We start from the raw sequence: 19,691 nt of genomic DNA, 5'->3' as shown, positions 1-19,691 counted from the left end.
CTCATTAAGCGGCAGCTTGCCCCAGTCAACGACATCTTCAAGTGCCTGGCGTAGCCCCTCGCAGGGCGTGCCCACGATTTTTTCAGCTCGGACTATCCGCACTTTCTTTCAGCCATTAAACAGCCGGCTTGTGGGCGCGTTATTTTTGAGTTGTGGCCTTATTTTGGTGGGCTTTTTGGTGGGGCAAAATTCTGCTCCCCCATTTGTCCCTCAATCTCGCTGATGCGTGGCTTCTTTGACGAAAACGTCTCACTTTTCAATTGGCTACTTCGGTTGAAGCGATTGAGGAAGATATTGCGAGTATTTACTATGAAGCAAGGCTATACCTTCGTCTTTTGTAGCGGTGTAGTCCAGTTTTTCACGGAAGGCTTCTAGTCGAGCACGGGACGCACCAAGGATTTCACTCCAGGTAACAAGACCTATCTTCAGATTCGGCTCATCATGAAAGAAGCCGAAGGCTTTTCCTTGCTGGCGAACTGATCGCGCCGCTTCCTCTGTCATCTCGTTCGATACTGCTAGAAATGTCCAGTGGGTATTGTGCTTATCAAATCGCTCATCGGCGGCGACAGCCATAGCATAGCTTTCGACTTGTGCTTTTACCTCAAGGTCGATTTTCTGTGAGGGACGTTTCAACTCTACGACTAGGTATTCACGACGTGTCTTCGCATAGGCAGGTACTTCCCGCCCTAGTAGTAAATCGATGACTGCCTGGGAGCCATCATCTCGGAGCACTGCTTTTGACTTTCTGGGTTTTTTCTCGGAAGGCCGCAGTTTGCCCAAGTGTTTGCGCAAGACTGTATTCAGATTCTCATCGCTGCTGGTCAGCAGGTATTCCTCTCCAAAGATCCAGGTCTCACTCTCCAGCATCCTGTGCAACTGAGTACGCTCTTTCAGCTCTCGCTTCGACTCGCCGTCGAACAGAAGTTCGTTTAGTCCAACTAGAAATTGCAGTCGATCCGTAACTAGCTTGCTTGCTTCGATAATGGCTGAAAGAGTGGTGTATTGGAGTAGCTCGGCAAGCTCCGATTGCTTCTCTTTAGGAAGGTCTAAAACCTCCGTAAGAATGCGCTTCAAAGCTTCGGGATTTTCGTCAAGAGCGGTCTTGATCATTCGGAGGGTGAACTGACGATTCCGAGTATGGCCTTCGCGAAAAGAGTCGAGATACTGATGTACGTTTAGCGCACAGATGTCGAAGACTTCTCTTCGGGCTTGCTCTAGCTCGTCCCCAACATCTCCTGCGAACGGATAGACCCCTTCATCTTTCCACTGTTGAACCAATTCAGATGCGGTCTCTGCTTTTTTGCGACGGAAATGGGACCGCATTGCCGTACGCGCGCTGTCGACAAGACGGCGTAGGTCGGCATTTAAGTCATCGAGCGCGAGCAGATTCTCGTGCTGCAGCTTCGCGATGTAGTCCGAGCGTAGGAATGCCGTAAAATTAAATTCCCCTCCAGGTCGGATACCGGCCTCAACCTCGTGAAGGGCAAAACCGTCGCTATCGCAGAGGCATATCCGCCGCTCTTTCTTTGCAAAGCTCCATTCGACGATATCTAGTTTGGCCTGTACCTCGGTTCCATCTATTGCTTGGAATGCTGGTAGCTCAACAGAGTCGTGCGATTTCTGAACCGATTTCGGATCAATGCGCTCGTTACGAAAAGTTATATTCGTGGCCGGGTAATTGCGCAGGTAGAGAGCGAAGATCTCGGCGAACTGCCTAGTTGCTGAACCATCTTGCGTCAGTACGCCTAAGGAGTCTTGAAGATTGGAAATATGTACTCTGGTACCTCGATGTCGGCCTATCGGTGCTGGATGAGCTTCTTTGATTTCGAAGTCTTGCAGCTTGCTCGCTTGTCCTTTGATTGCGTGCTGGAGCAGACTGTCATAGCCGTCAAGAAATGTGGTGTCCCAAGTTACGTCATGCCCCAGCGCGAAGGCTTTGAACCGGCCCTTACCATTTCTGCCGTGTAATTTTTTTTGTTTTCCAGTAGTTGCTCTATGGTCTCTTTTCCATGAACCGCCTAGGTTGCCGAAAGCCTGCTCAGCTTCTTGCACAGTGATGCCGTTACCGTTATCCAAAACCTCGATTTCTACCGGACTACCCAGCTCATTGTCAGTGATTCGGATGTGTACCTGATCAGCGTCTGCGTCCAATGCATTCCAGATGAGCTCTGCGAGCGCATTGATGGGTTTTCCACGAGCGAGAGACTCCAGGTGATCTGGCTGCGCTTGAACATGAACGTATTTCGATACGCTCTGTTGCTCTACTGTCTCTCCACTCATCGTTCGATCCATGTTTTGTGATCCAATTCACCTGATTCAGAGTACCAGCAATCATGTCAGCGACGTGGCTAGCTCGGCCGAAGCGCAGGTGGCTTGATCCGTTGCGATTAGTGCACGGAGCATTGGTTCAGGCGCTAAGTCCCAAGGGTTCAATCCAGCCTTTGGCTGCCAATACGTCCACGGCGATACCAATTTGGCGCGGTGTGAATTGCTTCTTGTGGGCGTTCCACGCGTAAGTATGGGCAACAACCTCATCGACGCAGGACAAGGGTTCACCTTGTTCAATGATCCAGTGCACTGTTGAGAGCAGTTCCAAGCCAAAAGGTGTTTCAAACCCTTCTACTAACTCACCGACCCGATCAAATTTGGCGCGGGTTTTAGCATTCGCCTCCAAGAAAGCATTTGCTTCCTCGACTGCACCAGGCACCAGCGTTAATGGTTTATCTGGCGCGTCGCCACCATCGGCATAGCCGGCAACCAAGTGGCCTTCAATCGCTCGCAATACATGGCGCAGGTTCTCGGCGTAAGGACCATAGGGAGCCTGTACGTATTTGAGGCGAAGGGGTTCTCCCGCTACTTGCATGAAGTACATCAGCTTGTGCACCTCCAGCAGGCTAATTGTGGGATCAAGCAATCCGCGCACATAGCGATTCATCAGCTCGACAAGTGCGGCGCGGCCAGCGGTCATACTGGGCACTTCTCGGCTGTGATGCATTTTGTCTGCTGCTGGTGCGCCCATGGGTTCGTAGACGCGAACACGAACGTCCGGCAGGTCGATCATGGCTGCCTCGATACGTGGGCGTACATCGGCCCAATCAAGTCCGCCCAAACCGCTACCCAACGGTGGAATGGCGATTGAGCTGATTCCACGGGTCCGAATCTCGGCCACCAAGGCGCTGAGTCCCGAGTCAATGTCCTGTAGGCGGCTTTTGCCGCGCCAGTGACGTTTGGTTGGAAAATTGATGATGTAACGCGGTAGCGTGAGCTGATTCGTATCGAAAACGAACATTCGGCCTGGCTGCACCTCTTGGCGCTTGCAGGCAGCCTCGTAGGCCTTGAAGTTCTGTGGCCACATGTTCTTGAACTGCAAGGCAATGCCACGGCCCATCACGCCGACACAGTTCACTGTGTTGATTATGGCTTCAGACTCATCCTGCAGGATGTCGCCGCTGGTAAATTCAATCATGGCCGACTCTTCATTCAGTAATACCACTCAGGGCGTAATTCGACCGTTGGCCTGTGCCCTTGTACAGGTAACACATTAGCTACCTGCGTATAAATTTGCTTGGATTGCACCCCGATGCGCTCAATCAGGTGCCAGGGAAAGCTGTTTTCGAGTAGAAACTCGGCCTGCTTGCCTTCTTTACACTGGCGCCAGTCGCGTGCTTGCACTGCGTTCCAGTCAATCTCATTGAGATGGGCAAGATCTGCTCTGTCTTCAAAGTAGTAGGCTCCGGCGTTGGATAATGTGAATGCCCAGCGCCTAGTTTGGGCATTAGCCCATTGCACCGAAGCGTACAGGTCTGCTTCCAAATGCACGATAGGCCCCTGCCCACCCTTGTAGGTCAGTTCCTGGCTTTGCCGGTAGATCAAATACAGCATCACCGAACGCGGGCAAAAGTAGAACGGCACGCATTCGCCCACGTGCAAAATTGGATGGCTAGCCAGCCTCAGTTGCTGGAGTCGCCGCTGCTTGATGTGGTTCATGCCAATGACCGTGCCCGGCAACGTTTGATTCAACAGTACCGCATCAGACAACAATCCCGTGCTGGCGATGATGGACGGTAAGCGATCCACGTGGCAGATATGGTAAATCTTTGGTTGCGCAGGCGCTGCCATTTTACAAACTCCACACGTTCTTAATGCCGGCTTGTTAACCGGTGCTGAGGATAAGAGCTTGCTGGCGTACAGCGCTACTTTCGTATTAATTCTGCTAGTCGCTCTCCTGTCGCTTTTGCCTTTCTAGCAGACCCGACCTCACATTCCCATACACTGTCCCCCCACGTCATCGTCGGATGAGGTCGAATGGTGTTGAACACCATCGGACAGGGAAACGCTTGAGATGCCCGCAATAGCTAGGCTATCGGCAGGATTCTTGGATGGGATAGGATTATTTCGGACAATTAAAAAGCCGGCTTGTGGCCGGCTTCTCGGGGACTGGCTTGGCCTATTTTTGGTAAGCCTTGCCAGCCTTCAAAACGTACATCCGGATCTGCGTCCGGCTGTGGGACTTGGTCAGACGTTGGTCTGCCGCGTCGGGCGCTGTCTGAGCCGCGGGGCGGGTCGATGCGCAAATGTGGGGCGCAGGATACTGAGTTTTGCTTGGGATTCCCAGTCTGAAGTGCGGTTTAGAGCGACCGCAGTCGAACAAATTCACGATTTGTACCGATTATCAGGGTCTCATCGCGAGCAGGCTCACTCCCCCAGGGGGCTTTGCAGGCCGTTAGATCATAGAAACGGCACCACCGGCCGCCGCTTGCTCACTGTCGACCACCAGAACACCCAGCCCAATATATGAATCCTTTGCTCCTCGATCTGTGCCGGGCGGAAGACTTCGTCCGGGTATTCGGCGTTGTTGTGGCTGCGCAGGCGCAAGCCGTTGCCGGGCATGCGGTGCAGGTATTTGATGCGCAGCATGCCGTCGTGTTCGATGGCGTAGATCTCACCGTCGACGACCTGGGTCAGGCTGCGGTCGATGGCGACGACGGAGCCGTCTTCGATACGTTCAGCCATGCTGTTGCCGATCATGTGCGCGCAGATGGCGTCGGCGGGGCGGATTTCCAGTTGATCAAGCTGTGCGCGCAGCAGGCGGATGGACAGGTCCGGGTCCTGAATGACGTGGTTTTTGTCGGAGCCGTTGGTCAGGGGTGTTTCTTTGAAGAAGGCCAGTTCGATGTCGTTGGGATGGATGAATCGATAGGACCCCTGGGGATCCTGAGCGTCGAAGCTGTCGCCATTGCTGGCAGGCGGAGTCAGGCTCGGCAGCTCTTTTGTGCCTTGGCCGGTTTTCAGCCATTCGCTGTTGACGGACAGCAGGCGTGAGACTTCTTCCATGCGATACGCCGGGACGCCCCGGGTGTACCAGTTGTGGACATTTTGGGCTTCCGTGCCCCAGAACTTTGCGAAACCCGTCGTCGAGATGTTCGCAGCTTCCAGGAGTGCCTTGAATCTTGGACCGCTAGTGTTCTTTCTCATAAACACGGAGTCTACGGCCGTGCCAGAGCGGTTTGAATAAACCGGACGTTCAAAAACGGGCTGAATTTTGCGACGGGATGTAAGACGTTCTTGTGGGAAATTACACAGGCTAAAACTTTTCTGTAGTCCGCTATAAACGCTCTGTTTAAGACGGCTTTTACCGGGCACAAAAAACCCCGGATCAACCGGGGTTTTCTTCAAGCCTCACGCGTAGCGCAGGTGCTTAGCCTTTGTAGGCGGCAACCGACTTGGTGATCGCTTCGCGGGCGGCGTCTGCACCGGCCCAGCCTTCGATCTTGACCCATTTGCCTTTTTCGAGATCTTTGTAGTTCGCGAAGAAGTGCTCGATCTGCTGGATCAGCAGTGGCGGCAGGTCAGTGTATTCCTTCACATCGACGTACAACTGGGACAGCTTGTCGTGTGGCACTGCGATGACTTTGGCATCGCCGCCGCCGTCGTCGGTCATGTTCAGGATGCCGACTGGACGTGCGCGGATCACCGAACCTGGGGCAACCGGGTAAGGGGTCACAACCAGCACGTCGAGGGGATCACCGTCGTCAGCCAGGGTGTTCGGGATGTAACCGTAGTTGGCCGGGTAGAACATTGGGGTGGCCATGAAACGGTCAACGAACAGGCAATCGCTGTCTTTGTCGATTTCGTATTTGATCGGCGCGTGGTTGGCCGGGATCTCGATCGCGACGTAGATGTCGTTCGGCAGGTCTTTGCCAGCCGGAATCTTGCTGTAGCTCATTGGGCGTTGCCCCCGTAGTTGACCAAAAACACTTGGCCGGATTGACCAAAAAGTGGCGGCGATTATAGGCATATTCTGCCGTCGACGCCATGTACCGAAAGTCGTGCAGACCTTAGTCGTGCGCCTGATAGACCGGGTCTGTGGCCTGAAGTTGCCGCAACCTGCCCAGCGGGTCCTGACGGTAGAAAAGCTGTAGCTGCGCATAGACCTGTGGATAAGCCTCGTGCAGCAGATCCGGGGCGCTGAAAAAGTACTCGCTGGTGACCGCAAAGAACTCGGCCGGGTTCTCGGCGGCGTAGGGATCAATGGCGGTTTCGGCGTCAGGATCATGGTCGAGCTGACGGTTGAGGTCGTCGTAAGCCTTTTGCATGACGTCTGCCCAGTCGCTGACACGCATGTCGGCATGCAGCGGCGGCAGACCATTGGCGTCGCCGTTGAGCATGTCGAGTTTGTGCGCCAGTTCGTGGATCACCAGGTTGTAGCCTTCCCAGCCACCACTGGCCATCACACCCGGCCAGGCAAGAATGATCGGCCCTTGCTGCCAGGCTTCGCCGCTGTGTTCGCCGTCCCACTCATGCTCGACACCGCTGGCGTCACGATGACGTTGCGGGCTGAGGAAATCGTCCGGGTAGAGGACGATTTCATGAAAACCCTGATACCAGTTCAGATCGCCGAGATTGAGCAGCGGTAGCTGCGCCTGGGCGGCGAGCAACAGGCGTTGTTCCTGATGCAGTTCGACGCCGGGCAGGGCGCTCAGGTGTTTGTCTTCAAGGAACAGCACGCAGGCTTCGCGCAGCCACTGGTCTTCGGCAGCGCTGATGCCGTCAAGAAAACTCAGGTGATGGCGCACCCGTTGCCACATCTCGTCGGCAATCGGGTGCTTCGCCAGAAGGCGCCGGCGACGCCAGGCGCTCAGCGACCACATCGGCTTAGTGCGATTGGGCTTTGGTGCCGCCGAAGCGGCTGCGAACCACGCCGATAATCATCGGTACCAGCGACAGCAGAATGATGCCGACGACCAGCAACGACAGGTTTTTCTTGATGAACGGCACGTTGCCGAAGAAGTAGCCCAATGTGACCAGACCGCCAACCCACAACACCGTACCGAACACGCTGAAACCGAAAAAGCGCGGGTAGGGCATCTTCGCTACACCAGCGACGAAGGGTGCAAAGGTGCGGATGATCGGCAGAAAACGCGCCAGGGTCACGGTTTTGCCACCGTGCTTGTCGTAGAAGTCGTGAGTTTGTTGCAGGTAATCGCGACGGAATATTTTCGAGTTCGGGTTGCTGAACAACTTCTCGCCGGCCGTTCGTCCGATCACGTAGTTGGTACTGTCGCCCAGTATGGCCGCGAGCATCAGCAGGCCGCCCAGCAGCACCGGATCCATGCCACCGCCAGCGGCCACGGCACCGGCAATGAACAGCAACGAATCACCCGGCAGGAATGGCATCACCACCAGACCGGTTTCACAGAAAATCACCAGAAACAGGATGGCGTAGATCCATGGACCATAGTTGTTCACCAGCAAATCGAGGTACACATCGAGATGCAGGATAAGGTCGAGCGGGTTGAAATCCATGGGGGCACCTGTATGACGGCCCGACTCTGCAGGCCTGTGCGGATGATTCGGGTGTAAGCCTACAGCGGGGTGTAGTTTTTCTTACAAGCCGGAAAGCTCGGGATTATACGGTCTGAAAGATGAAAAGCGCGTTGGTTTTGTAGCGGGGGATGTCGGGGTGTGAACAATTGTCAGGCTGCATTCGGCGTGGCTGAGGGAGCAGGCTCCCTCATCACAGGCTGCATGCGCGGTCAAAGCTCTTCGCTGATCGGCAACACGTAGTTCTTGAACTCGGTGTCTTCCTTGAACCCGATGGACTCGTAGGTTTTCTGCGCGACTTCATTGTTGCTGCTGGTGGAAACACGCATGCGCACGGCCTGGGTTTCCTTGGCCATTTTCTTCGCCGTGCGGATCAGGTTGTCAGCGACCAGTTGCCGGCGCGCGTCTTCGGCGACATAGATGTCGTTGAGGATCCACACGCGTTTGAGCGACAAAGAGGAGAAGCTTGGATAGAGCTGACAAAAGCCCATCAGCTTCTTGTCGTCATCGTCGGCCAGGGCCAGGTAGATCACCGATTCCTTGCGGCGCAGACGCTTTTCAAGGAACGCACGGGAGGAATCCGGGTAAGGCAGGGAACCGTAGAACTCGCGATATTTGACGAACAACGGAGTCAACAAATCCAGATGTTCGAGGGTCGCTTGAATAATCCGCATGATAGGTCTCGTCTTCAAGTGGCTGTCTTCAACTGCTCTGACGGCGATGGGAAACCCGTGCGGCCGTGCATCGATCCTGCCTGAAACCGGCGCAGAAACGCAATGCGGAAACGGTTCAGGTTGTGGGCGGGTCGAGTAGGAAATTACCTTTCATGTCTACACCGGCATCCGATTCCAGCGTCTGAACCTGTGCTTCGTCCTTCAGGTTGACCCCTGACAGCTGCCGCCGACAGGCTTCGCGCATCAAATAGAGCAAGCGATGCGCCGCCATGCCGTAGCTCAAGCCTTCGAGCCGCACATTGGAGATGCAATTGCGGTAGGCATCGGTCAGTCCGACCTTTGGATTGTAGGTGAAATATAAACCGAGGCTGTCTGGCGAACTGAGGCCTGGGCGCTCGCCGATCAGCATTACGACCATTTTTGCGCCGAGCAACTGGCCGATTTCGTCACCGACCGCGACCCGACCCTGTTCCACCAGCGCTACGGGGGCGAGCGACCAACCGTCGGCAGTCATCTGCTCCTCCAGTCGGGTCAGAAACGGCAAGGTATGCCGATGAACCGCCAGTGCCGACAGGCCGTCGGCCACGACAATCGCCAGATCGACACCGCCGGGATGCGCCGCTGCGTATTCGCGCAAGGTCTGCGCCGCTTCATCACTGAGCTTGCGCCCCAGATCCGGGCGTTGCAGATAGCTGTTGCGATCCGCCGCGGCGCTGTGCAGCAGCAGGCTTTCGCGGCCACGTTCCGTCAGTTGCGCGCTGAGCGCGGCGTGATCGAACGGCAGGTGCACGGCGTCGCGTGCCTGCGCGTGGGCGAACTGAAAATCCAGTTGCGCGTTGGTCGGCAGACTGGTGCCAGTGCGGCCAAGGGCGATCCGCGCCGGGGTCAGGCGACGCAGCTCCAGCCAAGGGTTTTGCGGGTCGACGGGCGGTTTTTCCATGTGACTCATCCCAGTTGCGCCAGCGCCTGGCGAAAGGCCGGCGGCAGGTTGTTACCGAAACGAACCTTGCCGTCCGCTTGGGTGAAGATGCCCATGTTCGCCAGCCACTGCTCAAACTCCGGCGCCGGTTTCAGGCCCAGGGTCTGGCGGGCGTAGAGGGCGTCGTGGAACGAGGTGGTCTGGTAGTTGAGCATGATGTCGTCGGAGCCGGGGATGCCCATGATGAAGTTGATCCCGGCGACACCCAAGAGGGTCAGCAGGGTGTCCATGTCGTCCTGATCGGCTTCGGCGTGGTTGGTGTAGCAGATGTCGCAGCCCATCGGCACGCCGAGCAACTTGCCGCAGAAATGGTCTTCGAGGCCGGCGCGGATGATCTGTTTGCCGTTGTACAGGTACTCCGGGCCGATAAATCCTACGACGGTGTTCACCAGAAACGGCTTGAAATGTCGCGCCACGGCGTAGGCCCGGGTTTCGCAGGTCTGTTGGTCGACACCGTGGTGAGCGTTGGCCGACAGGGCGCTGCCCTGACCGGTTTCGAAATACATCAGGTTTTGCCCGAGGGTGCCGCGATTCAGGCTCAGGCCGGCGTCGTAGCCTTCCTGCAAGACATTCAGGTTGATGCCGAAACTGGCGTTGGCCGCTTCGGTGCCGGCAATCGACTGAAACACCAGATCCAGCGGCACGCCGCGATTGATCGCCTCGATGGAGGTGGTGACGTGGGTCAGCACGCAGGCCTGAGTCGGGATGTCGTAGCGCTGGATGATCGCGTCGAGCATTTCCAGCATCGCGCAGATCGAGGCGATGCTGTCGGTCGCCGGGTTGATCCCGATCATCGCGTCGCCGTTGCCGTAGAGCAGACCGTCGAGAATGCTCGCGGCGATGCCGGACGGTTCGTCGGTCGGATGATTGGGTTGCAGGCGCGTCGACAAACGTCCGCGCAGTCCGAGGGTGCCGCGAAATTTGGTGACGACACGAATCTTCTGCGCCACCAGCACCAGATCCTGCACGCGCATGATCTTCGACACGGCGGCGACCATTTCCGGGGTCAGGCCCGGGGCGAGGTTACGCAGACTGGTTTCGTCGGCGGCGTCGCTGAGCAGCCAGTCGCGGAAACCACCGACGGTAAGGTGGCTGACCACCGCGAAGGCCTGCTTGTCGTGGGTGTCGATGATCAGTCGGGTGACTTCATCGGACTCATAAGGAATCAGCGCCTCTTGCAGGAAATGCCTGAGCGGGATGTCGGCCAGCGCCATTTGCGCGGCCACGCGCTCGCCGTCGTTGAGCGCGGCGACGCCGGCGAGGAAGTCTCCTGAACGCGCCGGGCTGGCCTTGGCCATGACGTCCTTGAGACTGTCGAAGCGATAGGTCTGGGCGCCGACGGAATGGGCGAATGCGGCCACAATATCCTCCTGTAATCGATAATCCCCCTGTAGGAGCTGCCGCAGGCTGCGATCTTTTGACTTTGATTTTCTAAAAACAAGATCAAAAGATCGCAGCCTCCGGCAGCTCCTACAGGGTTCCAGCACAGTGCCTGAATGGGCGCTGTGCACTTTTAAATGGCAGTCAGATACCTTCGAGCATAGCGTCTGCCGGCGCTTCGGAGCGCTGCTTGGCGGTCAGCTGGAAATACAGGTAACCGGCGGCCATGAATCCCAGGAACACACAACCGATCAGCGTGTTGAACCACGCCATCGCCACCAGGCACACGACCGCCAGAAACAGCGCAATCGCCGGTACCACCGGATAACCCGGGGCGCGGAAGGTGCGCTCAAGATTTGGCTCGGTTTTGCGCAGTCTGAACAGGCTGAGCATGCTGATGATGTACATCACGATCGCCCCGAATACCGACATGGTGATCATCGCCGCCGTCAGGGTCATGCCTTGCAGATTGACCAGTCCGTCGCTGTAAATTGCCGCGATGCCGATCACGCCACCGGCCAGAATCGCCCGATGTGGCGTCTGGAAGCGCGATAGCTTGGCCAGGCCTTTAGGCAGATAACCGGCGCGGGCGAGGGCGAAGAACTGTCGCGAGTAGCCAAGAATGATCCCGTGGAAACTCGCCACCAGCCCGAACAGACCGATCCACACCAGCATATGCATCCACGACGAGTTATTACCGACCACGGCTTTCATCGCTTGCGGCAGCGGATCGTTGATATTCGACAACTGACGCCAGTCGCCGACACCGCCAGCCATGACCATCACACCGATGGCGAGGAACACCAGGGTCAGAATGCCGCTGACATAGGCCTTGGGAATCGTGCGTTTCGGGTCTTTCGCCTCTTCGGCCGCCATGGCTGCACCTTCGATGGCGAGGAAGAACCAGATTGCAAACGGTATCGCTGCGAATATTCCCGGAATTGAGCCCAGGGTGAATTCGTTGGCGCCCGACCAGCCATTGAGCACGAAATTGCTGAAGCTGAAGCCTGGTGCGACTACGCCCATGAACACCAGCAATTCGGCGACGGCGAGCACTGTGACCACCAGTTCGAAAGTCGCAGCGATGCTGACACCAAGGATGTTCAGGGTCATGAACACGAAATACGCGCCGACGGCGGCGATCTTCGGATCAAGTTCCGGATATTGCACATTCAGGTAAGCGCCGATGGCCATGGCAATCGCCGGTGGCGCGAAGACGAACTCGATCAGCGTGGCGATGCCTGCGATCAATCCGCCTTTTTCGCCGAACGCCCGACGGCTGTAGGCAAACGGCCCCCCGGCGTGTGGGATGGCGGTGGTCAATTCGGTAAAGCTGAAGATGAAGCAGGTGTACATGGTCGCGACCATCAGCGCCGTGACCAGAAATCCGAGGGTGCCCGCGGTGCCCCAGCCGTAACTCCAGCCAAAGTATTCGCCGGAAATCACCAGGCCGACGGCAATGCCCCACAGATGCAGGGTGCCGAGTGTGGGTTTGAGCTGTGTGGTGGAAGTCATAAGTCCTCTCTGTTTTTTTATTGTTCGATCTGTTGGACTTTCGGGTGCAGTAGTTGGGTGGATGAGTGCTGTTCACGCAGCGGCAGTTTTAGTGCGAAACCTGAATGACGGGTACGCAAGGGCCGTGCCAGAGCGGCCAGGCCTTGTGTTGTGTCATTGAGGACGCCTTCGCGAGCAGGCTCGCTCCCACAGTGGATTTGTGGCGGGCCTGTGTATGTGGTGCGACACAACTCCCTTGTGGGAGCGAGCCTGCTCGCGAAAGCGGTTGAACGGGCGACCCATAAATATCAGAGTCGCCCGAAGGCTTTAGAAGAAGCCCAACGGATTGATGTCGTAGCTCACCAGCAGGTTTTTGGTCTGCTGATAGTGATCGAGCATCATCTTGTGGGTTTCACGGCCGACGCCGGACTTCTTGTACCCGCCGAACGCGGCGTGTGCCGGGTACAGGTGGTAGCAGTTGGTCCACACTCGACCCGCCTTGATCGCCCGGCCCATACGGTAGGCGCGGTTGATGTCGCGGGTCCACAGCCCGGCGCCGAGGCCGAACTCGGTGTCGTTGGCGATGGCCAGGGCTTCGGCTTCGTCCTTGAACGTGGTGATGCTCACCACCGGGCCGAAGATTTCTTCCTGGAACACGCGCATTTTGTTGGTGCCCTTGAGCAGGGTCGGCTGGATGTAATAGCCGGTCGCGAGACTGCCCTCGAGTTTTTCCACCTTGCCGCCGGTCAGCAGCTCGGCACCTTCGCCCTTGGCGATTTCCAGGTACGAGAGGATCTTGTCGAATTGCTGCTCGGACGCCTGCGCGCCGACCATGGTGTCGGTGTCCAGCGGATCGCCACGTTTGATCTGGCTGACTTTCTTCATCACCGCTTGCATGAATTCGTCGTAGATCGACTCTTGCACGAGTGCGCGCGACGGGCAGGTGCACACTTCGCCTTGGTTGAAGAACGCCAGCACCAGACCTTCAGCGGCTTTTTCGATGAAGCTCGGTTCGGCCTGCATGATGTCTTCGAAGAAGATGTTCGGCGATTTGCCGCCCAGTTCCACGGTCGACGGAATGATGTTTTCGGCCGCGCACTTCATGATGTGCGAGCCAACCGGAGTCGAGCCGGTGAAGGCGATTTTGGCGATGCGTTTGCTGGTGGCCAGCGCTTCGCCGGCTTCTTTGCCGTAGCCCTGAACAATATTCAGCACGCCCGGCGGCAGCAGGTCGCCGATCAGTTCCAGCAGCACAGTGATGCCCAGCGGCGTTTGTTCGGCAGGTTTCAGCACTACGCAGTTACCGGCCGCCAGCGCTGGCGCAAGTTTCCACGCGGCCATCAGGATCGGGAAGTTCCACGGGATGATCTGGCCGACCACGCCCAGTGGCTCATGAATGTGATAAGCCACAGTGTTGCCGTCAATTTCGGCAGCGCTGCCTTCCTGAGCCCGCAGGCAACCGGCGAAGTAGCGGAAGTGATCGGCGGCCAGCGGGATGTCGGCGTTGAGGGTTTCGCGAATGGCTTTGCCGTTGTCCCAGGTTTCGGTGATCGCCAGCAGTTCGAGGTTCTGTTCGATGCGGTCGGCGATTTTCAGCAGGATCAGCGAGCGCGCCTGCACGGAGGTCGCGCCCCACGCATCGGCAGCGGCGTGGGCGGCGTCCAGTGCCTTGTCGATGTCTTCGGCAGTGGAGCGGGGGAATTCGGCAATTGGCTGGCCATTGACTGGCGAGGTGTTGGTGAAGTACTGACCTTTGACAGGCGCGACGAACTCGCCGCCGATGTAGTTACCGTACTTGCTCTTGAACGAGACTTTGGCGCCTTCAGTACCGGGGTGAGCGTAACGCATGATGATGTTCTCCTTGGCTTTGTACTTATTAGAGAAACGCGCAAGTGCGCTTGCTATAAGCGTAGAGCAAAGGTCGGGCCACTGCCGTGCAGGGCAGGTAAATCAAGGGGTTGGCAGGTTTTTGTCGGACGGGTGGATGGCACCTGTGACGGTTTCGGTACTGAGAGGGTGACAGTTTGTACCGCTTTTGGCACAGCCAGTGACCGGACAGTCTTGCCAGCATTGCAATGCGTCGATGGCTGGAGGATGCTGGGCATCACCTCAGCATTGGGCCGTCGAGCCTCGGGGAGAACAATAAGAAATGCACGACAATCATTTGAGTCGCCATGCCCAACAGGTTCTCACCGTGACCCAGGGCAAACCGCACCTGCACGGTCCCGGTGCCGACCCGTCGATTGCCCGTTCATGGCTGCGCTGTCTTGAGGACTATCACCTCGACCCGGCGCTAAGCATGGCGCCGACCGTGCTTGAACACGGGCGCGTACTGGAAAGCCGCGAACGCCTGCAACAAGTGCTGCAGATCGCCGGCAATGAAATGAGCAGCCTGCATCAACAACTCTCCGGCGCTGGCCACGCGGTGCTGCTGACCGACGCGCGCGGGGTGATCCTCAACTGCGTCACCGCGCCGGCCGAACGTAAAATTTTCGAGCGTGCCGGCCTCTGGCTGGGCGCCGACTGGAGTGAAGCCTGCGAAGGCACCAACGGCATCGGCACCTGCCTGGTCGAGCGTCAGGCCCTGACCATCCATCAGGACGAACACTTCCGAGGCCGTCACACCGGGCTGACCTGTTCGGCGAGTCCGGTGTTCGATCCGCACGGTGAACTGTTAGCGGTGCTCGACGTGTCTTCAGCGCGTCACGATGTCTCGCGGCAGAGCCAGTTTCACACCATGGCGCTGGTCAACCTCTCGGCGAAGATGATCGAGAGTTGCTACTTCCTGCGTTGTTTCGATAACCAATGGTTGTTGCGTTTTCATCTGCAGGCCGAATCTGTCGGGTTGTTCAGCGAAGGCTTGTTGGCGTTTGACGGCGAAGGGCGGATCAGTGCGGTCAATCAGAGTGCGCTGAACTTGCTCGGGCATATTCGCGGCGGCTTGCTGGGTAAACCGGTCGAGGCGTTTTTCGATTGTTCACTGAATGAGTTGCTTGGCCGCGCGAGTGCCAATGCCAGCGCCAGTTGGCCGTTGCGCACCCGCGACGGTCGGCATCTGTTTGCCGTGTTGCGCGGCGAATCGCGCAGGCCGACGCCGATCATGCCTGCGCCGGTCATTCCGGCACCCGCGCGCTTGTCGGGCATTTGTCTCGGTGATGAGGCCTTGCAGGCAGACTTCCGCAAAGCCCTGCGCGTCTTCGAGCGAGATGTGCCGTTGTTGATCAATGGCGAAACCGGCTCCGGCAAGGAGGCCTTCGCCAAGGCTGTGCACCAGGCCAGTCAACGCTCGAGCAAAGCTTTCGTTGCCCTTAATTGCGCGGCGATTCCTGAAAGCCTGATCGAAAGCGAACTGTTCGGCTATCGCGGCGGCAGCTTCACCGGCGCGCGCAAGGACGGCATGCGCGGCAAGTTGCAGCAGGCCGATGGCGGTACGTTGTTCCTCGATGAAATCGGTGACATGCCTTTGGCGTTGCAAACTCGTTTGTTGCGCGTGCTTGAGGACCGGCAAGTGGTGCCGATCGGTGGCGAGCCGGAATCAGTCAACGTGCGGATCATCAGCGCCACCCACCGCAATCTGTTGGAGCGGGTTGCGGACGGCAGCTTCCGCGAGGATTTGTATTACCGGCTTAACGGGCTGGAAGTGGCACTGCCGGCACTCCGCGAGCGCAGTGATAAATCGCAGCTGCTGGATTTCCTGTTGGCCGAGGAGGCGGGTGGAGAAACGATCCTGATCGACGAATCGGCGCGTCAGGCGTTGCTGGCGTTCAACTGGCCGGGCAATGTGCGCCAGTTGCGCAATGTGCTGCGCACGCTGGCGGCGTTGTGTGATGAAGGGCGGATCGGGCTGGAGGATTTGCCGGTGATGATTCGGCAGGGGCGTCCAGTCCTTCCGCCAGCCGAGTCTGGCGAACACCCACTGGCAGACGCAGAGCGGATTGCACTGCTTAAAACGTTGGAGCAGACGCGGTGGCATATGACGCATACGGCTGAGCAGCTTGGGGTCAGCCGCAATACCCTTTATAGAAAGCTGCGTAAGCATGGGATTGAGCGGCGGGTCAGTTAGAAAGCCCTCACCCTAGCCCTCTCCCAGAGGGAGAGGGGACTGACCGAGTCGCTTTACTGATCTACGCCGACCTGAGTTATAGAGCCGAACTCAGGATCTGAAAGCAACGCAGATCGGCTCCCTCTCCCTCGGGAGAGGGCTGGGGTGAGGGGCCGCAATCTACAGCCGAGCCAAAATGCCAGGCCCACCCAGCCCCGCTTCTCACCTAAAGAGTGCGATTTCCCCCTCCCTACGCTAACCTGCGGCCATGTTTTACGAGGTCGACTATGCACATTCATATTCTGGGTATCTGCGGGACTTTCATGGGCTCGATGGCGGTTCTGGCCAAAGAGCTGGGCCATCACGTGACCGGCTCCGACGCCAACGTCTATCCGCCGATGAGCACACAGCTGGAAGCCCAGGGCATTCAACTGACGCAGGGTTACGACCCGGCGCAACTTGATCCGGCACCGGATCTGGTGGTAATCGGCAACGCCATGTCCCGCGGCAATCCGGCGGTGGAATATGTGCTGAACAAAGGCCTGCCGTACGTGTCCGGCCCGCAATGGCTGGCTGACCATGTGCTGCAAGGTCGCTGGGTATTGGCGGTTGCCGGTACGCATGGCAAGACCACCACCAGCAGCATGCTCGCCTGGGTCCTGGAACACGCCGGCATGAGCCCGGGCTTCCTGATCGGTGGCGTGCCGCAGAATTTTTCCGTGTCGGCGCGACTGGGCGGTACGCCTTTCTTTGTGATCGAGGCCGACGAGTACGACAGCGCCTTCTTCGACAAGCGCTCGAAATTCGTGCACTACCGTCCGCGCACAGCGATCCTCAATAACCTTGAGTTCGATCACGCTGACATCTTCCCGGATCTGCCGGCGATCGAGCGGCAATTCCACCACTTGGTGCGCACCATCCCAAGCGAAGGTCTGGTCATCCATCCGACCACCGAGCCGGCCTTGCAACGTGTCATCGCAATGGGCTGCTGGACCCCGGTGCAGACCACCGGTGCCGGCGGCCAATGGCAGGTCAAACTGCTCAGCGAAGACGGCTCGGCGTTCGAAGTGATGTTCGAAGGCGTGTCGCAAGGCACCGTCGAGTGGGAGCTGACTGGTCAGCACAACGTCGCCAACGCCTTGGCTGCTTTGGCGGCTGCGCGTCATGTGGGCGTGGTGCCGTCGATGGGCATCGCTGGCCTGAGCGCGTTCAAGAACGTCAAACGCCGCATGGAGAAAGTCGCTGAAGTACGCGGCATCACTATCTACGACGACTTCGCCCACCACCCGACTGCCATTGCCACCACCCTCGACGGCCTGCGCAAACGCATCGGCGACGCGCCTCTTATCGCGATCATCGAACCGCGCTCCAACTCGATGAAACTCGGCGCGCACCGTGATGGTTTGCCGGACAGCGTGGTCGATGCCGATCAGGTGATCTGGTACGCCCCGGCCAACCTCGGCTGGGACCTCGCCGGCACCGCCGCGTTGTGCACGGTGCCGTCGATTGTCAGCGACTCGCTGGAAGGCATCATCGAACGCGTGAAGAGCCAGGCTCAGCCCGGCACGCACGTGGTGATCATGAGCAACGGCGGCTTCGGCGGCCTGCACGGCAAACTCGCCGAGGCGCTGGTATGAACAATGGCCCCGAACGCATCACGCTGGCGATGACCGGCGCGTCCGGCGCCCAGTACGGTTTACGCCTGCTCGATTGCCTGGTGCGGGAAGATCGCGAGGTGCACTTCCTGATCTCCAAGGCTGCGCAACTGGTGATGGCCACCGAGACCGATGTGACGTTGCCACCCAAGCCGCAAATGATGCAGGCCTTCCTGACCGAATACACCGGAGCTGCCGCCGGGCAGATCCGCGTGTACGGCAAGGAAGACTGGATGTCGCCGGTGGCTTCGGGCTCTGGCGCGCCGGCGGCGATGGTCGTGGTGCCGTGCTCCACGGGCACGCTATCGGCAATTGCCACGGGCGCCTGCAACAACCTGATCGAGCGTGCGGCTGATGTCACTTTGAAAGAGCGTCGCCAATTGATTCTGGTGCCGCGCGAAGCGCCCTATTCGAGTATTCATCTGGAGCACATGCTCAAGCTGTCGAACATGGGTGTGACAATTCTGCCGGCCTCACCGGGTTTCTATCATCAGCCGCAGACCATCGATGACCTGATCGATTTCGTCGTGGCGCGGATTCTCAATCTGCTCGGCATTCCCCAGGACATGCTGCCGCGTTGGGGTGAGCATCATCTGAGCAGCGATGAATAAGCTGCTGGCGATTTTGCTGGCGCTGCAACTGACCGGTTGCGCCACTGCGCGCACTCTCGACGCCGCCAAACCGGGGGCGCCGGTGGTGTACTCCGGGACGCGGCTGGATTTGTATGCATTGAATGGCGGGTGCTGCGCGATGGACCGGTTCGGGGCTGAAGCGCCGAGTTATCCGGGGGTGGACCTGCCCGCGAGTGCCTTGCTCGATACGCTGTTGCTGCCGTTGTCATTGCTGACGGTGATTGGCGTGAGTTTTCAGGCGACTGGTGGATTGTAAACATCAAAAGATCGCAGCCTGCGGCAGCTCCTACAGGGGGTTCGACTTGAACTTGTAGGAGCTGCCGAAGGCTGCGATCTTTTGCTTTATTTGCCCAGCTTGCGCAAATCATCCGATTCGATCACCCGCACGCCATCCTGCTCTTCCAGCGCCAACCGCCACATCGCCCGCGCCAAATGGCAAGCTTCGATGCCTCGGTATTTACCCGGAATCAGCTTCGACAACGGTCCGGCCAGTTGCTCGGCCAGACGCGGTTCGGTCCGTTCACCCAATAACAGCGATGGCCGGCAAATGGTCAATTGCGGCCAGTCCTGCGCACGCAAGGCCTGCTCCATTTCGCCTTTGACCCGATTGTAGAAAACCGACGACTTCGGATCGGCGCCTATCGCACTGATCACAATCAGATGCCGCGCGCCCATCTCCCGCGCGCGTTTGGCGAACGCCACCACCATGTCTAGATCCACCGCGCGAAACGCCGCTTCCGAGCCTGCTTGTTTGATGGTGGTGCCGAGGCAGCAATAGGCGATATCCACACGGCCACTGAGCTGCGGCAGAAATGCCTGTGGATCACCCACGGGGTTTTCCAGGTGCGGATGTTCGGCCAGGGGGCGACGGGAAGGGGCGAGCACGCGTGAAATCGTCGGCTCGTTGAGCAAACGGTCGAGTAGGTGTTCACCGGTCAATCCGGTGGCTCCGGCAAGCAATACGTGCTGAGGCGTCAAGTACATAGTGTCTCTCCCTTGATACTGTTCAGC

General features: G+C 58.1%; 17 protein-coding genes. 4 read left to right on the top strand and 13 right to left on the bottom strand.

Annotated features, from left to right (window positions below):
- Window positions 1-264 precede the first annotated feature (264 nt).
- The 12 genes from H8F23_RS15375 to exaC all read right to left on the bottom strand — a co-directional run bounded on the left by H8F23_RS15375 (window position 265) and on the right by exaC (window position 14,199).
- Window positions 265-2,280, bottom strand: coding sequence for an ATP-binding protein (locus H8F23_RS15375; RefSeq protein ID WP_194934922.1), 2,016 nt, complete (start codon window positions 2,278-2,280; stop codon window positions 265-267).
- 127 nt (window positions 2,281-2,407) lie between these two features.
- Entirely contained in the window at window positions 2,408-3,466 is a 1,059-nt protein-coding gene (gene darG, locus H8F23_RS15370) for a type II toxin-antitoxin system antitoxin DNA ADP-ribosyl glycohydrolase DarG (RefSeq protein WP_194934921.1), read from the bottom strand.
- A gap of 14 nt (window positions 3,467-3,480) precedes the next feature.
- Window positions 3,481-4,119: a type II toxin-antitoxin system toxin DNA ADP-ribosyl transferase DarT gene (gene darT / locus H8F23_RS15365; protein WP_194934920.1), complete on the bottom strand. Its 639-nt coding sequence runs from the start codon at window positions 4,117-4,119 to the stop codon at window positions 3,481-3,483.
- A 609-nt stretch (window positions 4,120-4,728) separates the two neighbouring features.
- The gene (locus H8F23_RS15360) at window positions 4,729-5,475 is read right to left on the bottom strand and encodes a S24 family peptidase (protein WP_186621772.1); all 747 of its coding nucleotides are present in this window, start codon (window positions 5,473-5,475) and stop codon (window positions 4,729-4,731) included.
- 223 nt (window positions 5,476-5,698) lie between these two features.
- A complete protein-coding gene (gene ppa / locus H8F23_RS15355; protein ID WP_003205933.1) occupies window positions 5,699-6,226 on the bottom strand; it encodes an inorganic diphosphatase in 528 nt (175 codons plus the stop codon).
- Window positions 6,227-6,338: 112 nt separating this feature from the next.
- On the bottom strand, window positions 6,339-7,151 hold the full coding sequence (locus tag H8F23_RS15350) for a M90 family metallopeptidase (RefSeq protein ID WP_194934919.1): 813 nt from the start codon (window positions 7,149-7,151) through the stop codon (window positions 6,339-6,341).
- 4 nt (window positions 7,152-7,155) lie between these two features.
- On the bottom strand, window positions 7,156-7,806 hold the full coding sequence (locus tag H8F23_RS15345) for a DedA family protein (RefSeq protein ID WP_064118832.1): 651 nt from the start codon (window positions 7,804-7,806) through the stop codon (window positions 7,156-7,158).
- A 230-nt stretch (window positions 7,807-8,036) separates the two neighbouring features.
- Window positions 8,037-8,498, bottom strand: a complete 462-nt coding sequence (locus H8F23_RS15340) for a GNAT family N-acetyltransferase (RefSeq protein WP_007910890.1) — start codon at window positions 8,496-8,498, stop codon at window positions 8,037-8,039.
- A gap of 115 nt (window positions 8,499-8,613) precedes the next feature.
- The gene (eutC, locus tag H8F23_RS15335; protein ID WP_407692561.1) at window positions 8,614-9,447 is read right to left on the bottom strand and encodes an ethanolamine ammonia-lyase subunit EutC; all 834 of its coding nucleotides are present in this window, start codon (window positions 9,445-9,447) and stop codon (window positions 8,614-8,616) included.
- Complete coding sequence (locus tag H8F23_RS15330) at window positions 9,444-10,838, bottom strand: ethanolamine ammonia-lyase subunit EutB (RefSeq protein ID WP_099757283.1); 1,395 nt, start codon at window positions 10,836-10,838, stop codon at window positions 9,444-9,446. Before H8F23_RS15330 ends, eutC begins: the two co-directional genes overlap by 4 nt.
- 163 nt (window positions 10,839-11,001) lie before the next feature.
- A complete protein-coding gene (eat, locus tag H8F23_RS15325) occupies window positions 11,002-12,372 on the bottom strand; it encodes an ethanolamine permease (protein ID WP_194934917.1) in 1,371 nt (456 codons plus the stop codon).
- A 306-nt stretch (window positions 12,373-12,678) separates the two neighbouring features.
- Window positions 12,679-14,199, bottom strand: coding sequence for an acetaldehyde dehydrogenase ExaC (gene exaC, locus H8F23_RS15320; RefSeq protein WP_194934916.1), 1,521 nt, complete (start codon window positions 14,197-14,199; stop codon window positions 12,679-12,681).
- 301 nt (window positions 14,200-14,500) lie between these two features.
- Between exaC and H8F23_RS15315 the strand changes: the two genes are divergently transcribed.
- The 4 genes from H8F23_RS15315 (at window position 14,501) to H8F23_RS15300 (ending at window position 18,936) form a co-directional block, all read left to right on the top strand.
- The gene (locus tag H8F23_RS15315; RefSeq protein ID WP_194934915.1) at window positions 14,501-16,414 is read left to right on the top strand and encodes a sigma-54-dependent Fis family transcriptional regulator; all 1,914 of its coding nucleotides are present in this window, start codon (window positions 14,501-14,503) and stop codon (window positions 16,412-16,414) included.
- Window positions 16,415-16,680: 266 nt separating this feature from the next.
- Window positions 16,681-18,030 (top strand): UDP-N-acetylmuramate:L-alanyl-gamma-D-glutamyl-meso-diaminopimelate ligase, encoded by a 1,350-nt coding sequence (gene mpl, locus H8F23_RS15310; protein ID WP_194934914.1) that lies wholly within the window; start codon window positions 16,681-16,683, stop codon window positions 18,028-18,030.
- Window positions 18,027-18,659 carry a flavin prenyltransferase UbiX gene (ubiX, locus tag H8F23_RS15305; RefSeq protein WP_095122104.1) on the top strand — a complete coding sequence of 211 codons (633 nt, stop codon included), beginning with the start codon at window positions 18,027-18,029 and terminating at the stop codon, window positions 18,657-18,659. Before mpl ends, ubiX begins: the two co-directional genes overlap by 4 nt.
- On the top strand, window positions 18,652-18,936 hold the full coding sequence (locus tag H8F23_RS15300; protein WP_007909569.1) for a YceK/YidQ family lipoprotein: 285 nt from the start codon (window positions 18,652-18,654) through the stop codon (window positions 18,934-18,936). Before ubiX ends, H8F23_RS15300 begins: the two co-directional genes overlap by 8 nt.
- Window positions 18,937-19,022: 86 nt before the next feature.
- Here H8F23_RS15300 and H8F23_RS15295 read toward each other — a convergent pair whose 3' ends face one another.
- Window positions 19,023-19,664: an oxidoreductase gene (locus tag H8F23_RS15295; RefSeq protein ID WP_194934913.1), complete on the bottom strand. Its 642-nt coding sequence runs from the start codon at window positions 19,662-19,664 to the stop codon at window positions 19,023-19,025.
- Between the last annotated feature and the right edge of the window lie 27 nt (window positions 19,665-19,691).

The organism is Pseudomonas neuropathica (genome assembly GCF_015461835.1).
GTDB classification, from domain to species: Bacteria; Pseudomonadota; Gammaproteobacteria; order Pseudomonadales; family Pseudomonadaceae; genus Aquipseudomonas; species Aquipseudomonas neuropathica.
Note: the sequence above shows the minus strand (reverse complement) of the source record. Positions and strands in the feature narration are given on the sequence as shown.

Excerpts from the sequence above, each read along its gene's own strand:
- H8F23_RS15375 (WP_194934922.1), bottom strand. The coding sequence starts at position 2,280 with ATGAGTGGAGAGACAGTAGAGCAACAGAGCGTATCGAAATACGTTCAT.
- darG (WP_194934921.1), bottom strand. The coding sequence starts at position 3,466 with ATGATTGAATTTACCAGCGGCGACATCCTGCAGGATGAGTCTGAAGCC.
- darT (WP_194934920.1), bottom strand. The coding sequence starts at position 4,119 with ATGGCAGCGCCTGCGCAACCAAAGATTTACCATATCTGCCACGTGGAT.
- H8F23_RS15360 (WP_186621772.1), bottom strand. The coding sequence starts at position 5,475 with ATGAGAAAGAACACTAGCGGTCCAAGATTCAAGGCACTCCTGGAAGCT.
- ppa (WP_003205933.1), bottom strand. The coding sequence starts at position 6,226 with ATGAGCTACAGCAAGATTCCGGCTGGCAAAGACCTGCCGAACGACATC.
- H8F23_RS15350 (WP_194934919.1), bottom strand. The coding sequence starts at position 7,151 with ATGTGGTCGCTGAGCGCCTGGCGTCGCCGGCGCCTTCTGGCGAAGCAC.
- H8F23_RS15345 (WP_064118832.1), bottom strand. The coding sequence starts at position 7,806 with ATGGATTTCAACCCGCTCGACCTTATCCTGCATCTCGATGTGTACCTC.
- H8F23_RS15340 (WP_007910890.1), bottom strand. The coding sequence starts at position 8,498 with ATGCGGATTATTCAAGCGACCCTCGAACATCTGGATTTGTTGACTCCG.
- eutC (WP_407692561.1), bottom strand. The coding sequence starts at position 9,447 with ATGAGTCACATGGAAAAACCGCCCGTCGACCCGCAAAACCCTTGGCTG.
- eat (WP_194934917.1), bottom strand. The coding sequence starts at position 12,372 with ATGACTTCCACCACACAGCTCAAACCCACACTCGGCACCCTGCATCTG.
- exaC (WP_194934916.1), bottom strand. The coding sequence starts at position 14,199 with ATGCGTTACGCTCACCCCGGTACTGAAGGCGCCAAAGTCTCGTTCAAG.
- H8F23_RS15315 (WP_194934915.1), top strand. The coding sequence starts at position 14,501 with ATGCACGACAATCATTTGAGTCGCCATGCCCAACAGGTTCTCACCGTG.
- mpl (WP_194934914.1), top strand. The coding sequence starts at position 16,681 with ATGCACATTCATATTCTGGGTATCTGCGGGACTTTCATGGGCTCGATG.
- ubiX (WP_095122104.1), top strand. The coding sequence starts at position 18,027 with ATGAACAATGGCCCCGAACGCATCACGCTGGCGATGACCGGCGCGTCC.
- H8F23_RS15300 (WP_007909569.1), top strand. The coding sequence starts at position 18,652 with ATGAATAAGCTGCTGGCGATTTTGCTGGCGCTGCAACTGACCGGTTGC.
- H8F23_RS15295 (WP_194934913.1), bottom strand. The coding sequence starts at position 19,664 with ATGTACTTGACGCCTCAGCACGTATTGCTTGCCGGAGCCACCGGATTG.